This is a genomic window from Roseateles sp. GW821-FHT09H11, assembly GCF_059415845.1.
Window position 1 is genome coordinate 675,168 of record NZ_JBWKOA010000002.1, and the last position, 13,725, is coordinate 688,892.

12 protein-coding genes and 1 tRNA gene are annotated in these 13,725 nt (G+C 69.6%); 6 read left to right on the top strand and 7 right to left on the bottom strand.

The features are described 5' to 3' along the window. Positions 1-49 precede the first annotated feature (49 nt). Positions 50-125: transfer RNA gene (locus AC07PR_RS10170), tRNA-His, on the top strand. A 143-nt stretch (positions 126-268) separates the two neighbouring features. Here the strand turns inward: AC07PR_RS10170 and AC07PR_RS10175 are convergent. Together AC07PR_RS10175 and AC07PR_RS10180 are read right to left on the bottom strand one after the other, a co-directional pair. After that, the gene (locus tag AC07PR_RS10175) at positions 269-1,285 is read right to left on the bottom strand and encodes a sensor histidine kinase (protein WP_495135195.1); all 1,017 of its coding nucleotides are present in this window, start codon (positions 1,283-1,285) and stop codon (positions 269-271) included. Between the two features lie 83 nt (positions 1,286-1,368). Continuing rightward, positions 1,369-2,094: a Crp/Fnr family transcriptional regulator gene (locus AC07PR_RS10180; protein ID WP_431104102.1), complete on the bottom strand. Its 726-nt coding sequence runs from the start codon at positions 2,092-2,094 to the stop codon at positions 1,369-1,371. A 182-nt stretch (positions 2,095-2,276) separates the two neighbouring features. Here AC07PR_RS10180 and AC07PR_RS10185 point away from each other — a divergent pair, with 182 nt between their 5' ends. The 3 genes from AC07PR_RS10185 to AC07PR_RS10195 are packed head-to-tail and all read left to right on the top strand — an operon-like array spanning position 2,277 to position 4,443. Beyond that, the gene (locus AC07PR_RS10185; protein WP_377154269.1) at positions 2,277-2,405 is read left to right on the top strand and encodes a hypothetical protein; all 129 of its coding nucleotides are present in this window, start codon (positions 2,277-2,279) and stop codon (positions 2,403-2,405) included. Next, positions 2,406-3,104, top strand: coding sequence for a hypothetical protein (locus AC07PR_RS10190; protein WP_495135196.1), 699 nt, complete (start codon positions 2,406-2,408; stop codon positions 3,102-3,104). It begins immediately after the preceding gene. Between the two features lie 31 nt (positions 3,105-3,135). Then, positions 3,136-4,443, top strand: a complete 1,308-nt coding sequence (locus tag AC07PR_RS10195) for a cation:proton antiporter (RefSeq protein ID WP_495135197.1) — start codon at positions 3,136-3,138, stop codon at positions 4,441-4,443. A gap of 21 nt (positions 4,444-4,464) precedes the next feature. Here the strand turns inward: AC07PR_RS10195 and AC07PR_RS10200 are convergent, their stop codons facing one another. The 3 genes from AC07PR_RS10200 to AC07PR_RS10210 form a co-directional block, all read right to left on the bottom strand. After that, positions 4,465-4,968, bottom strand: a complete 504-nt coding sequence (locus AC07PR_RS10200) for a YciE/YciF ferroxidase family protein (protein WP_377154275.1) — start codon at positions 4,966-4,968, stop codon at positions 4,465-4,467. A gap of 123 nt (positions 4,969-5,091) precedes the next feature. Next, a complete protein-coding gene (locus tag AC07PR_RS10205) occupies positions 5,092-6,237 on the bottom strand; it encodes an extracellular catalytic domain type 1 short-chain-length polyhydroxyalkanoate depolymerase (protein WP_495135198.1) in 1,146 nt (381 codons plus the stop codon). 85 nt (positions 6,238-6,322) lie between these two features. Continuing rightward, on the bottom strand, positions 6,323-6,853 hold the full coding sequence (locus AC07PR_RS10210; protein WP_377154280.1) for a hypothetical protein: 531 nt from the start codon (positions 6,851-6,853) through the stop codon (positions 6,323-6,325). Between the two features lie 415 nt (positions 6,854-7,268). Here AC07PR_RS10210 and AC07PR_RS10215 point away from each other — a divergent pair, with 415 nt between their 5' ends. Continuing rightward, positions 7,269-7,880 (top strand): hemerythrin domain-containing protein, encoded by a 612-nt coding sequence (locus tag AC07PR_RS10215; RefSeq protein ID WP_495135199.1) that lies wholly within the window; start codon positions 7,269-7,271, stop codon positions 7,878-7,880. Between the two features lie 111 nt (positions 7,881-7,991). Beyond that, positions 7,992-10,436: a catalase gene (locus tag AC07PR_RS10220; protein WP_495135200.1), complete on the top strand. Its 2,445-nt coding sequence runs from the start codon at positions 7,992-7,994 to the stop codon at positions 10,434-10,436. Between the two features lie 207 nt (positions 10,437-10,643). Here AC07PR_RS10220 and AC07PR_RS10225 read toward each other — a convergent pair whose 3' ends face one another. Together AC07PR_RS10225 and AC07PR_RS10230 are read right to left on the bottom strand one after the other, a co-directional pair. Continuing rightward, entirely contained in the window at positions 10,644-11,825 is a 1,182-nt protein-coding gene (locus AC07PR_RS10225) for a PAS domain-containing sensor histidine kinase (RefSeq protein WP_495135201.1), read from the bottom strand. Continuing rightward, positions 11,822-13,711, bottom strand: coding sequence for a carbamoyltransferase family protein (locus tag AC07PR_RS10230; protein WP_495135202.1), 1,890 nt, complete (start codon positions 13,709-13,711; stop codon positions 11,822-11,824). Before AC07PR_RS10230 ends, AC07PR_RS10225 begins: the two co-directional genes overlap by 4 nt. Positions 13,712-13,725: the final 14 nt, after the last annotated feature.

Here is a 13,725-nt window from a genome sequence, read left to right on the forward strand (position 1 = left end):
TGCTTCCCACAGAGGAGAATTTTGGCCATAATCTAAGGCTTCTCCAGTGGTGGCTGTAGCTCAGTTGGTAGAGTCCCAGATTGTGATTCTGGTCGTCGTGGGTTCGAGTCCCATCAGCCACCCCACCGAATAAAGAACGCCCGCAAGACGCAAGTCCTGCGGGCGTTTTGTTTGGCGCTTCGAGCTTCGAGCTTCGAGCTTCGAGCTTCGAGCTTGGTGCTTCGGAAGTGGATCGGACGGGACCGCACCTGTCCCGACCGAGTCGCCATCAACGTTCTGGCGGTGGCTCCCAGATCGGCAGCGTGAGGCAGAACTCGCTGCCCCGACCCGGGCCCGCGCTGAACACCTTGAGCGAGCCGTCGTGCAGCTCCACGATCGCACGTGCCAGGGCCAGTCCGAGGCCCAGTCCGCGATACACCGTGCCGGGCGGCCGATGACCCTGCACATACGGTTCGAAGATGCGCGCGATGTGCTCCGCGCCGATGCCTTGGCCGTTGTCCTTCACATGGACCACGCACTGGCCGGCGTCTTGCTCCGTCCACAGGTCGATGCAGCCGTCCTCGGGCGTGTACCGCGTGGCGTTCGAGAGGAGATTCCCCACGACCTGCGACAAGCGCGTGCTGTCCCCGCGCACCTGCACGGACACCTCCGGGAGGAAGGCCATCAGCCGGTGCCGCTTCGTCTCGCGTCCGGGCGCGGTGGCCTCCAGCGCGGTCGACAGGAAGCCGCGCACCGGGATCGGCAGGCGATGGACCGTCAAGGTGTTGCGCGAGACCAGCGATTGATCCAGCAGGTCGCCCACCACGCGCAGGCAGGTGCCCAATTGCCGCTCGATGATGGCGCGTTCCGCGGCGTCCTGGGCATTCGCCCTGAGCTGGAGCACCTTCAAGGCGGAGCCGATCGCCGCCAGCGGATCCCGCAGCTCATGCGCGACGAGCGCCAGGATGTCGCTGCGCTTCTGCTCCGCGACGTGCACGCCCAGGGCGCCGGGCTTCAGGCCCTGCTCGTAGCGCGTCCAATGCTGCGACAGCACCGCGGCGCCCTGATCCAGCAGCCATTGCTGCCGGCCATCGCCCAGCGTCACCATGGGCGTGTCCGACGGATCCACCGCCAGCAGCTCCGCGACAAAGGGCCGCCAGGCGCCCGGGCGGGTGAGAAAGGCCGATGGCAGCGCGGCCACCAGGCGCCGGGCCATCTCGTCGGGATCGTCGAGGGAGGCGCAGGGCGCGTGGCCCGCCTCCACGCCGAAGACGCGAGGCGAGGTGGATTCCTGGAGCAAGGACATCGAGGTTCCTGAAGCGAAGACACCTCACCTTGAGTCCCATTCGCCGCCGAGTCTGTACGGCGGCGAACATCCCCCGGATTTGCTCAGATCCCCCGGACGAGCGGCGCCTGCAGCAGCCGGTTGTATTCGTTCTTGACGACCGCGTAGCACTCGCAGGTGCGCAGCTCCAGCCCCGGACGGTCGAGCACCGTGATGTGGCCGCGTCGATAGCGGATGAGACCCGCGTCCTGCAGGTTGCCCGCCGCTTCCGTCACGCCTTCGCGGCGCACGCCCAGCATGTTGGCGATCAGCTCCTGGGTCATGACGAGGTCGTCGCCGCGGAGCCGGTCCAGGCTCAGCAGCAGCCAGCGGCAGAGCTGCTGATCCAGCGAGTGATGGCGGTTGCACACCGCCGTCTGCGACATCTGCGTCAGCAGCGCCTGCGTGTAGCGCAGCAGCAGCTGCATCACCTTGCCGGCGCGGTTGAACTCCGACAGCATCAGATCGGACCGCAGCCGCAGCAACTGGCCGGCGCTCTGCACCACCCCGCGGCTCGGCGTGGTCTGGCCGCCCATGAAGAGCGACACCCCCAGCACGCCCTCGTAGCCCACGACGGAGATCTCGGCCGAGCCGCCGTCCTCGAGCACGTAGAGCAGGGACACGATGCAGGTCGTGGGGAAGTAGACATGCGACAACTGCCCGCCCGATTCATAGAGCACCTGCCCGAGCGGGGCGTCCACCACTTCCAGGTCCGGCAGCCACCGGGACAGCTCTTCATCCGACAGCGCGGCGAGGAGCCGGTTCTCGCGCGCCAACTCCATGCTCACCATCAGCGCATCCTTGCGGCGTAAGGCCGTTGATCGAGTATAGGGCGCGGGTCCGGAGCGCCAGCCGGCGAGGGCGCGCGAGGGCGCCCGCGGCCGACCCGCCGGATGGGTACGGTGGCGCACCGACCCGGCGGGCGGATCGGCGCAGGCTCCAGGCTCAATCCCTCATCTGTCCAGGAGCACCCATGTCCAAACGTCAACACGGCAACAAGGAAGCGAAGAAGCCCAAGCAGGCGAGGCCGCCCACGCCGTCGCCCGAGTTGCCCGGTCCCGTGACCCCCCCGGTGGCGCCGTCGCGCGTCGGCCGGCGGTAGATGACCGCGTCCTGCCGCGGCCGATTGAACAGCCTGAGCCTGCTCCAGCGCTGCAAGGTGACCGGCAACGACGGCGACATCGGGCATGTGCGCCTGGCGCTGTTCGACACGGTGGACTGGCGCATCCACTTCCTGGTGCTGGAGTCCAGCCCCTGGCTGTTCGGCCGCTGGGTGCTGATCCTGCCGTCCCTGCTGCTGCAGCCGATCGCGCGCGGCAGCATGCACATGGACGTCAGCCGGCGCACGGTCAGGACCAGCCCGACGCTGCATCCGCTGCAGGGCATCTCGGTGCAGCAGGCGCGGAGCGCGTTGCTCCACTACGGGCAGCCGGTGCCGCCGGCGGCGGACGTCCCGCTCCTGATCGAGACCGCGCTGCTGGATTGCGAACTGTCCTCGGGCGGCCTTGGCATCGGCCGCGTGGTGGACCTGGTCTACGACGACGTGGACTGGACGCTGCGCTATCTGCTGGTCGACACCGCCGCGTGGTGGCCGGGCGGCCATCGCGTGCTGATCGGCGTGCGCTGGATCGAGGCGATCGACATCGAGGCGAAAGAGCTCCGCCTGTCCGTCGATCGCGCGGCCATCCGCGCCAGCCCGCCGTTCCAGGACATCGCCTCGATCGACCGCGAGTACGAATCCCAGCTGCATCGCGGTCACGGCCGCGACCGGTACTGGATCGAGCCGCCGCTCGCCGCCTGAGCGCCGGCGGTCCGCAACGGGAGACCGTCGAGTGAGCTTCCCCGCGTGGATGCTGGTCCTGGGCGTGCTGCTGCTCGGGATGGTCCTGGTCGGGACGCTGCTCGGCCGCATGCAGCTCACCAGCGCCATCATTTATCTGGGCGTCGGTTGGATGCTCGGGCCGCAGGTGCTGGACATCCTCCGGCCCGATCCCTTTGACGACGCCGGCCTGCTGATGCGCCTGGCGGAACTGGGACTGATGATTTCGCTGTTCGCCGTCGGGCTGCGCCTGGGCGTCCCCTTGCTCGATCGCCGATGGCGCCTGCCGCTGCGCCTGGCCTTCTTCTCGCTGGCCGCCATGGTGGGACTGACCGCCCTGGTCGGCGTCACGCTGCTGGATCTGCCGCTGGGCGCCGCGGTGCTGCTGGGCGCGATCCTGGCGCCCACCGATCCCGTGCTGGCGTCCGGCGTGCATACCGACGCGGGCGAGGACCCGGAGCGCATCGGCTTCAGCCTCGCCGCGGAAGGCGGACTCAACGATGGCGCCGCGCTGCCCTTCGTCCTGCTCGGCCTCGCGCTGCTGGCGGGCGGTTCGACGACCGGCGTCGACTGGCTGCAATGGATCGCCGTGGACCTGCTCTGGACCCCGGTGACCGGCGCGGTGCTCGGCGCGACGCTGGGCGCGGCCGTCGGCTGGTGCGTGGTGTTCCTGCGCAGCCGCTATCAGCAGGCCGTCGGGTTCGACGCCTTCCTCGGTCTCGGCCTGATCGGCGTCGCCTACGGCGCGGCGCTCTCGATCGACGCGTCGGGCTTCCTGGCCGTGCTGGCCGCGGGCATCGCCTTCGGGCGGGTCTCGGAGCAGCCTGCGCCGCGCGAAGCCCCGCTGGGCCGTCCCGAGGACGTCGCGGGACATCCGCATGAATCGTTGGAGACGCACTCGCACCATGCGAGCGCGACGATGAAGGACTCCGTCGGCCGCTTCAACGATCAGGTCGAGGAGGTCGCGGAGATGGGGCTCGTGCTGATGGTGGGCGCGATGCTGCCCTACGCGCCGCTGTCGCCGTCGGTGCTGGGCATGGCCCTGCTGGGCCTGCTGGTGCTGCGCCCGGCGTCCGCGCTCGTGGCCACGGTGGGCGAGCGCCTCACGCGCCGGGAGCACCTGATGCTGGGCTGGTTCGGCATCCGCGGCGTGGGCTCGGTGTACTACCTGCTGTTCGTGCTCCACCACGGCATCCCCGGCGTCCCCGATGAGGTCGGGACGACGCTGGTCAGCGTGACGCTGTGGACGGTGGCCTTGTCGATCCTGCTGCACGGGCTGACGACCCGCACGCTGACGGACTGGCACGACGGCCGGCGCTGAGCGCCGCCGTCGCGCGACGCGTCACTCCTCAGCGGCTTCGCGGTTCACGGCCGCCTCGGCGAGCTCCGACATCAGCTCGTCCGCGTCGTACATGTCGTCGACGGCATCCTTCAGCTGTCGGCTGTCGTCATCGAGCTGCAGCGCGTTCGCGAACGCCGCCACCGTGCCGAAGCCGGTGATGCCGTAATGCGTCATGCGCTGGTACTGCGCAATGATCGCGGCGTCCAGCACCGGGCCCTGTTCCGGCGCGTCCTCCACGGTGTGCTTGAGCGCCTCCTTCACCAGGCCCTCCATGCCCTTGCAGTGCTCCTTCGACACGTCCTCGCCCTGATTGGCGATCAGCGCCTTCAGAAGGTCGGTGTGGTCGGCGATGCCGGCCTGCGCGTCCTCGAGCATCTGCGTCAGCTTCTCGTTCGTGGCGCGCGGCGCGATGGCCTTGAGGGCGCGTGCCATCTGGTCGTTGGCGGACCAGAGGTCTTTCAGTTCGTCGATGTACAGGTCGGACAGGTTTGAGATGTTGGCCATGGTGGCGCTCCAGAAAGTGGGGGGGAGGAAAGGAAAGGAAAGGGAAGGGGAAGGGCAGGCGAACGGGCGGACGCCGCGGGACCGGGCGCGCGGGGACGACCCGACGCCGACGGTCCGCCGCGATCACGCGTCGCCGGTGCGCGGATGCGCGGAGAAGAAACAGATCATCTGGCCGGCCGCATCCGGGCCTTGCCAGTCGGCATGCGAGCCGCGCCGGTCGCCGCCGGACCAGGCATGGCCGGCGCCGTCGATGAGCCAGAGCTCGGCGAGCGCGCGTCCGTCCGTCGCGACGGTGGTCTTGCGCGTGTAGGCCCGTCCGCCTTCGCGGCCGTGCTCGACGCGCTCCGTGCCCGTGAGGCCCGTGATCGCATCGGCGTAGACGTGCTCGCCGTTGAGCGGGTGGACCGTCATGTCCCGCGTGCCGTGGAAGACGATGGTCGGGATCGGTCGCGGCGGCGAGGTGGTCATGCGCGCGGTGCTCCGCGTGTCCTGGCCGGTCCGCATCATCGCGAGCGCCTCGGGCGCACTGGCGACCGCGCCGCTGGGCAGTCCCGAATGCACGCCGACCGAGGCGAACAGCTCCGGATAGGTCTGCCCCAGCACGGCGGCCATCGCGCCGCCGGCGGACAGGCCCGCCACGTGCACCCGCCGCGCATCGACGCGGTGGTGGGCCATGACGTGATGCGTCAGCGCCGCGAGCAGCGCCGGCTCGCCGCGACCGCGCTCCTGGTGGCTGGTCTTGAACCAGTTCCAGCAGCCCTGCGGGTTGAGCTTGGTGGACTGCTCCGGATAGAGCACCAGCCAGCCGTTGCGCCTGGCGACCTCGTTCATGCGGGTCCCGATGGCGAAGTCGTCCGGGTTCTGCGTGCAGCCATGCAGCATCAACAGCAAGGGACGCGGCACCGACGGATCGCCGGGCGGCACGTAGAGCTTGTAGTCGATGGAGGCGCGGCCGCGCGCGTAGGTGGCGGCGAGGAAGCGCTCCTCGTCCATCACCGGCGCGCGGGCTTCGCGAGGCGGCTCGTGATGTTCACGAGTCGTGGACCGCGACCGCAGGCTCTCGGTGGCGCCGATGCCGATGGGGTGATCCTCGATCACGCGCGCGTCGACATCGATGACGTCGCGGTCCTGCGTCGCTGCCTCGGCCTCAGCCGCCGCCTCGACCGTGCCGGCCAGCGCGTCCTGGATGGAACGCGTGGCCGCCATCAGGTCGCCGCCGCGCGTCTGCTGCGCGGCGCGCGCCATCATTCGTTGAAAGTCGGGATTCATCAGGGTTCTTTCTTGACGCAGGGACAGCGGGCGAACCCTGCAAAGGCCGCCGAGGCGGCAGAGAAGGCGAGGCGGGCGCGACGCATCACCGCGCCACGTGCTGGCCGTTGGCGGCGGTCCAGCTGCGTTCGAAGTGCTCCGCGTCCTCGTCGTTCTTCGCGCGCAGACCCATCAGGATGCCGCCGTTGCGCACGCCTTCCTCGTATTGCTTGACGCGTTCCTCCGGCATGCTCCAGCCGATCAGCGCGCCGATCAGGCCGCCGCCCGCCGCGCCGGCGCCCGCACCCGCGGCAGCCGCCGCGAGCGGACCCGCGATCACCAGGCCCAGGCCCGGCAGCACCAGGCTGGTCCCGACCGCGGCGACTGCGGCGGCGATCGCGCCCACGGTGCCGCCGATGGCGCCGCCGATGCCCGCGCCTTCAGCGGCCTTGTTGCCGAGTTCGGTCTCCACGCTCTTGTCGCTGAAGTGGCGCTGGCGGGTGTCGTCGGACATGACCAGGTCGATGTCCTTCGGGTCGTAGCCGCGCTCGCTGACCGAGCCGTACGCGGACTCCGCGCTGGCGCGATCGGGGAAGAGGCCGGTGACCAGGCGGTCTTGGGAAGTGGTGCTGTTCATCGTGATTCCTGAGGGTTGAGAGGACCGGATGTGGCCCGCATGCCCGGACATGGCATACCAGGCCCCCGCCCGTCCGCGCCGGCGTGCCCGGCCCGTTTGCCTATGAGCGCGGCCCATCCGGCGAGCGTCGACCCGGGAAGTTCTCTCTGCGGTTTCCTGGTATCGGTGCCGATTACCGATTGCGCGCGGACCTCGCGATCGGTCGCGATGTCGTTGCACAGGCAAGGGTTGACGACGCGAGGCATGACGCCAAGCGCATCGCGTCTTTACACGATGAACACGGGGAACGGCCTCGATCTTGCGTATGGGAGGGCACCGGACTCTCCGGACGCTCAGAGGCCTGCGCCTCATCGCCTTCCCCTCCCATCCACTCACGCCAGGCAAGCCCGACGGGCTTCCCAGCCAAGGAATTTCCATGCCCGCAAGCACCACCAAGACCGCCAGCAAGACTCCCGCAAAGACCGGCCCCGCCAAGTCCTCGGCGTCTTCCGCCAAGACATCGACCCAGGGGGCCGACAAGCCCAAGGCCGCGACCCGCGACGCCGACGGCGCGGTCGACGCGATCAAGTTGCTGACCGATGACCACAAGGAAGTGCAGGCGCTGTTCAAGGCCTACCAGAAGCTGGTCGACGACGATGGCGAGGACGATCTGCGCGAGCAGCTCGCCCAGGACATCTGCGCCAAGCTGACCATCCACGCGACCATCGAGGAAGAGATCTTCTATCCCGCCGCGCGCGACTCGCTCGAGGACGATGAAGGCGACGACCTGCTGGACGAGGCCGAGGTCGAACACGCCAGCGCCAAGGAGCTGATCGCGCAGATCGCCGAAGGCTCCGCCGCCGACGAGCTCTACGACGCCAAGGTCAAGGTGCTCGGCGAGTACATCGCCCACCACGTCAAGGAAGAAGAGAAGGAGCTGTTCCCGAAGGTGCAGCAGTCCGACCTCGACCTCGACGCGCTCGGCGACGAGTTGAGCGCCCGTAAGGCGGAACTCCTCGTCGAGTTCGAGGAAGAAGCCGCCTCGTGAGGCTGTCGCCCACAGGCATGACACCGACCGGCGCTGCCGGTCTCGACGCGCTCGGCAGGAACGGTTTCTGCCGCATGCCGTCGAGCTTTCCGCAGAACCAAGAGGACGACCATGCCTAAATCACCCACTCCGCCCGCTGCTCCCTCCCGCAAGGGAGCGGCCAGCAACGCCCCAGGCAATGCCGGCCCGAAGGCCGCCGCCCGCAACACCGACAGCGGTCCGTCGACCGCGCCGTCCGATGACGGCGGCGATGTCGCGCTGCAGAAGGCCGTCGAGACCGGCCAGCTCGCCGCGGCCTTTCCGTTCAACGCCAACAAGGCCGGCGAGCACGGCTTCGACCAGGGCGTGCGCCCGCAGGCCGGCGCCACCGCCACGCCGCCGTCGCGCGTGCCGCTGGGCAGCACGCTGTCCGAACGCCAGACCAACGACAAGGTCGGCACGCAGGCGCCCGAAGGCCGCAACGCCGCCATCGCGCCGCTCGACCGCGTGCGCGTCGATTCGTCCGGCCAGATGCTCACGACCAACCAGGGCGTGCGCATCGCCGACAACCAGAACTCGCTGAAGGCCGGCCCGCGTGGCCCGGCCCTGCTGGAGGACTTCATCCTCCGCGAGAAGATCACCCACTTCGACCATGAGCGCATCCCCGAGCGCATCGTGCATGCGCGCGGCTCCGCGGCCCACGGCTTCTTCGAGTGCTACGACGCGCTGACCGACCTCACCAAGGCGGCGCCGTTCAAGGAAGCCGGCAAGCAGACGCCGGTCTTCGTCCGCTTCTCGACGGTGCAGGGCGAACGCGGCAGCAAGGACACGGCACGCGACGTCCGTGGCTTCGCCGTCAAGTTCTATACCGACGAAGGCAACTGGGACCTGGTCGGCAACAACATCCCGGTGTTCTTCATCCAGGACGCGATGAAGTTCCCCGACCTGGTCCACGCGGTGAAGCCGGAGCCGCATCACCAGATGCCGCAGGCCGCCAGCGCGCATGACACCTTCTGGGACTTCGTGTCGCTGATGCCGGAGTCGACGCACATGCTGATGTGGGTGATGAGCGACCGCGGCATCCCGCGTTCCTACGCCACGATGCAGGGCTTCGGCGTGCACACCTTCCGCCTGGTCAACGAGGCCGGCGACAGCGTCTTCGTCAAGTTCCACTGGACGCCCAAGGCCGGCACGCACTCGCTGGTCTGGGACGAGGCGGTGAAGATCTCCGGCGCCGATCCGGACTTCCATCGCCGCGACCTGTGGGAACGCATCGAAGCGGGCGCCTTCCCCGAGTACGAGCTCGGCGTGCAGGTCTTCACCGAGGAACAGGCGGAGCAGTTCAGCTTCGACATCCTCGACGCGACCAAGCTCATCCCCGAGGAGCTGGTGCCGGTGCGTCCGGTCGGCCGCATGGTGCTGAACCGCAACCCCGACAACTTCTTCGCCGAGACGGAGCAGGTCGCGTTCTGCACGGCCCACATCATTCCCGGCATCGACTTCAGCAACGACCCGCTGCTGGCGGGACGCATCCACTCCTACGTGGACACGCAGATCACGCGGCTGGGCGGGCCCAACTTCCACGAGATCCCGATCAACGCGCCGGTCGCGCAGGTCCACAACAACCAGCGCGACGGCGCCCACCGGCAGGCGATCCCGCGCGGCCGCGTGTCCTATGAGCCCAACTCGCTCGCGGGCGGCTGTCCGTTCCAGGCGGGCGCGGCGCAGGGCTTCACGTCCGTCGCCGCGCGCCAGCGCGGATCGGACGAGCAGGCCAAGGTGCGCGCCAAGCCGGAGCTCTTCGCCGAGCATTACAACCAGGCCAGGCTCTTCTTCGACAGCCAGTCCCCGGCGGAGCAGGCCCACATCGCGGCGGCCTTCCGCTTCGAGCTGAGCAAGGTCACGGTGCCCGCGATCCGCGAGCGCATGCTGGCCTCGCTGCGGAACGCGTCGGAAGAACTCGCGGCCAAGATCGCCGAGGGCCTGAACATGCCGCTGCCGCCGGCGATGCCGCTGGCCATCGAGCAGGCGCCCGAACCCGAAGTGCGCGTGTCGCCGGCGCTGTCGCTGATGGCGCGTCCGGGCGACGGCTCGATCGCGGGGCGCAAGGTGGTGATCCTCGTCGCGGACGGCGTCAACGGCCAGGGCGTCACCGACGTCCATGCCGCGCTGTTCGCGAAGGGGGCCGTGCCGCGCTTCGCGGCGCCGCGCATCGGACCCGTGCAGACGGCCGACGGCGTTGCCGTGGAAGCGGACGTGTCGCTGGAGAACGAACCCGGCTTCCTGTTCGACGCGCTCGTCGTGCCGGACGGCGAGGAAGCGATCCGCGCCCTCGGCCGGGACGCCCACGTCTACGAGTTCATCCGCGACCAGTTCCGGCATTGCAAGCCGATCCTGGCGCTGGGCGCGGGCGTCTCGCTGCTGCGCGCGGCGGGTCTCGGACCGGCCCTGGAGCCGGACGTCATGACGCCGGGGCTCATCACCAGCGACTCCGCGGCTGCCGGCGCCAAGGCGCTCATCGAGGGCCTGGCGACGCACCGCCACTTCGAGCGCGAATCCGACCCGCCGAAGGTCTGATGCGCCCGTCTTGAGGCCCTGTGAGAAGGGCTTTCTGACTGCCTGCGCCGTTGGCCCTCACCCCCACCCTCTCCCGCAAGCGGGAGAGGGAGTGAGAACGCACTGAGATGACCGTGTCGCTCCCTCTCCCGCTTGCGGGAGAGGGCAGGGGTGAGGGCCAGCGGCCGTGGCAGTGCACCGGCCTTCTGGCTCCCTCTGCGCATCCTGTCACGAGGGTGGCGCCGCGACGGGATGCTCCGACACGTCGAAGGGGGTCGGCTTCTCCAGCGGCATCCGCACGAGAAACTCGCTGCCCTGGCCGACGCCTTCGCTCTTCGCCTCCACGGTGCCGTGGTGCAGCGACACGATCTCCTTGACCAGCGCCAGTCCGATGCCCAGCCCGTCGCCGCGATGCGTCGTCGCGCCGTCGGCCTGCGTGAACATGTCGAAGATGCGCGGCTGCAGTTCCGGCCCGATGCCGTTCCCGGTGTCCTGCACCTTCAGCACGAGGTGCGACTGATCCACGTTCAGCAGCACCGACACCTGACCGTCTCGCGGCGTGAACTTGATGGCGTTGTTCAGCAGGTTCATCACGACCTGCTGGAAGCGGCCCGGATCCACTTCCACGACGACCGGCATCGGCGGCAGCACGCCGATCAGGGTGACGCCGCCCGTCTCGGCAATGTCCCGGCTGGCGTCGATCGTGTCCTGAAGCAGCCGCTGCAGGTCCACGCGTTCGTAGACGAGCGTCATCTTGCCCTGGCCGGCGCGCGTCATGTCGATCAGGTCCTCGACCAGCCGGTCCATGAGCGCGAGCTGTCGCGTCAGGATCTTCACGGCCTGATCCTGCCGCACCGGTTCCGTGGGCGGCGACAGCAGCCGCGTGGCCAGGCGCATCGGATGCAGCGGATTGCGCAGTTCATGCGCGATGGTGGCGAGAAAGACGTCATGCTCCTGCCGCTCGCCCGTGAGGCGCTGCGCCTCGTTCTCCAGCCGCAAGGTCCGCAGCTGCAGGTGGGTGGCATCGCGGAACAGCTTCGCGAAGCCGTGGAAGCGTTCGCCGTCGTGCATCGGCAGCGTGAGCCCGCTGGCCCAGAAGCGCGAGCCGTCCTTGCGCATGTGCCAGCGCTCGTCCTCGGCGGCGCCGAGGGTCCGCGCCGCATTCAGCTCGTGGAGATCCTGACCGTGCGCGACGTCCTCGGGGACGAACAGGATGGCGAACGCCTGTCCGATGACCTCGTCCGCCGTGTAGCCGGTGACCGCGTGCGCGCCCTCGGTCCAGCCGGTGATCGTGCCCGCCGGATCCAGGAAGGCGATCCCGTACTGGCATTCGTGCACCGTGAGCAGTGCCAGCACCAGGTCGACGTCGGTGGGCGACCAGGCGCCGTGTTCGGTGCGATGCAGCGTCATGGCTCTGCTCCCGGGAACTTCTCGAGGATGAACGACCCGATCGCCAGCGCATCGATCGGCGTGCTGAAGAAGGCTTCGATGGCGGCCTTCGGCGTGCCGACGATGGGCTCGCCGCGCACGTTGAAGGAGGTGTTGACCAGCACCGGCACGCCGGTCGCGGCACCGACCGCCGTCAGCAGGCGATGGAACAGCGGGTTCGTGTCCGCATGCACCGTCTGCACGCGGGCCGTGCGGTCGGTGTGCAGCGCGGACGGGATGCGCGCGGCCTGTCCCGGCCGCACGCCGTAGACGAAGAGCATGAACGGCGACGCGCCGCCGTTGGCGTCGGGCGGCTCGAACCAGTCCGCAAGGTCCTCGTGCTTCACCGACGGCGCGACCGGACGGAAGTCTTCGCGGTCCTTCAGGTCGTTGAGCCGGGCCTGCATCGCCGGATCCACCGGCGAGGCCAGCAGCGAGCGCGTGCCGAGCGCCCGCGGGCCGAATTCCATCCGGCCCTGGAACCACGCGACGATCTTGTTCTGCGCCAGCAACGCCGCGGTCCCCGTCGCCACATCGTCGACGCGCCGGTAGCGCAGCCGCGCCCACTGGAGCAGGCCCTCGATGTGCTCGTCGTCGAAGGCCGGACCGAGGTAGGCATGGTCCATCTGCCAGCGGCGCGGACCGAGCGCGAAGATGCCGCTGTCGCCGCTGTCGCCGCTGTCGCTGCTGGTGCCGACGTCCGCATCGAGCCCGCGCCGCGCCCGCGCATCCACCCACAGCGCCGCGCCCAGCGCGGTACCCGCATCGCCTGCCGCGGGCTGCACCCACACGCGCCGGAAGATGCCGGCGTCGCGCAGCTTCGCGTTCATCACGCAGTTGAGCGCGACGCCGCCCGCCATCGCCAGCTGGTCCTCGCCGGTGCGCTCGCGCAGCCAGGTGGCCAGGCGCAGCACGGTTTCCTCCAGCACCAGTTGCACGGAGGCGGCCAGGTCCAGGTAGCGCTGGTCCATCGTCGAGCCCGGCACGCGCGCCGGACCGAACCGCGCCACCAGGTCCAGCGGCAGGTGGCGATACTGGCCGTCGGCATCGACGACCAGGTGCTGGCGCAGCACGTCGATGTGGCGCGGCTGGCCCATCGCCGCCATGGCCATCACCTTGTACTCGTCGCTCGAATGCAGGAAGCCGAGGTAGGTCGTGACCCGCTCATACATCAGGCCGAGCGAATGCGGCACCTGCACCTCGCCCAGCGATTCGTAGCGGCCGTCGCGATAGCGGCCGTAGGCGGTGGTGGCCCGCTCGCCCCGGCCGTCCAGCGTCATGACGGCGCAGCGCGAGAACGGCGCGGCGAGGAAGGCGCTCGCCTGATGGCACAGGTGATGCGGCACGAAATGCCAGCGGTACGGCGCGTCGGCGTGACGCACGCCGGCGAAGCGCCGCCGCAGGTGATGCGGCACGCCGTCCGTCAGCAGCCGCGGCGCGCTCAGCACGTAGGCCGCGAACAGCGGGTCCCAGGGGTTCTCCCAGGCGTGGCCTGATGCGTGCTTCGACGCGTTCCCGGCCGCGGCGTCCGACGGTTGCAGCGGCAGCGTGAACCTGCCCTCCGGCGCCCGGTCGCCGATGAAGCGCTGCGGATCGAAGCTGTAGGCCACGTCCGTCACCTCGGCCAGCGTCGCGCCGGCCTGCTTTAGACAGTCGTCGATCGCATGCCAGGGCAGCTCCCAGGCGGTGAAGGGCAGGGGACGCTTGCCGTGCTTGATCCGGGTGAAGCGTTCTTCCTCGACGGCGGCGATGACCTCGCCGTCCCGCATCAGCGCGGCGGCGGAGTCGTGGAAGCTGGCGTTGATGCCCAGGGTCAGGACGCGCGGGGTCGAGGCGGCGGGGACGGCCGGCGGCGGGTGGGGTTTCATGAGTTCCTCGCAGT

Excerpts from the sequence above, each read along its gene's own strand:
- AC07PR_RS10205 (WP_495135198.1), bottom strand. The coding sequence starts at position 6,237 with ATGAATCCCGACTTTCAACGAATGATGGCGCGCGCCGCGCAGCAGACG.
- AC07PR_RS10225 (WP_495135201.1), bottom strand. The coding sequence starts at position 11,825 with ATGACGCTGCATCGCACCGAACACGGCGCCTGGTCGCCCACCGACGTC.
- AC07PR_RS10175 (WP_495135195.1), bottom strand. The coding sequence starts at position 1,285 with ATGTCCTTGCTCCAGGAATCCACCTCGCCTCGCGTCTTCGGCGTGGAG.
- AC07PR_RS10185 (WP_377154269.1), top strand. The coding sequence starts at position 2,277 with ATGTCCAAACGTCAACACGGCAACAAGGAAGCGAAGAAGCCCAAGCAG.
- AC07PR_RS10200 (WP_377154275.1), bottom strand. The coding sequence starts at position 4,968 with ATGGCCAACATCTCAAACCTGTCCGACCTGTACATCGACGAACTGAAA.
- AC07PR_RS10215 (WP_495135199.1), top strand. The coding sequence starts at position 7,269 with ATGCCCGCAAGCACCACCAAGACCGCCAGCAAGACTCCCGCAAAGACC.
- AC07PR_RS10190 (WP_495135196.1), top strand. The coding sequence starts at position 2,406 with ATGACCGCGTCCTGCCGCGGCCGATTGAACAGCCTGAGCCTGCTCCAG.
- AC07PR_RS10180 (WP_431104102.1), bottom strand. The coding sequence starts at position 2,094 with ATGGTGAGCATGGAGTTGGCGCGCGAGAACCGGCTCCTCGCCGCGCTG.
- AC07PR_RS10230 (WP_495135202.1), bottom strand. The coding sequence starts at position 13,711 with ATGAAACCCCACCCGCCGCCGGCCGTCCCCGCCGCCTCGACCCCGCGC.
- AC07PR_RS10210 (WP_377154280.1), bottom strand. The coding sequence starts at position 6,853 with ATGAACAGCACCACTTCCCAAGACCGCCTGGTCACCGGCCTCTTCCCC.
- AC07PR_RS10220 (WP_495135200.1), top strand. The coding sequence starts at position 7,992 with ATGCCTAAATCACCCACTCCGCCCGCTGCTCCCTCCCGCAAGGGAGCG.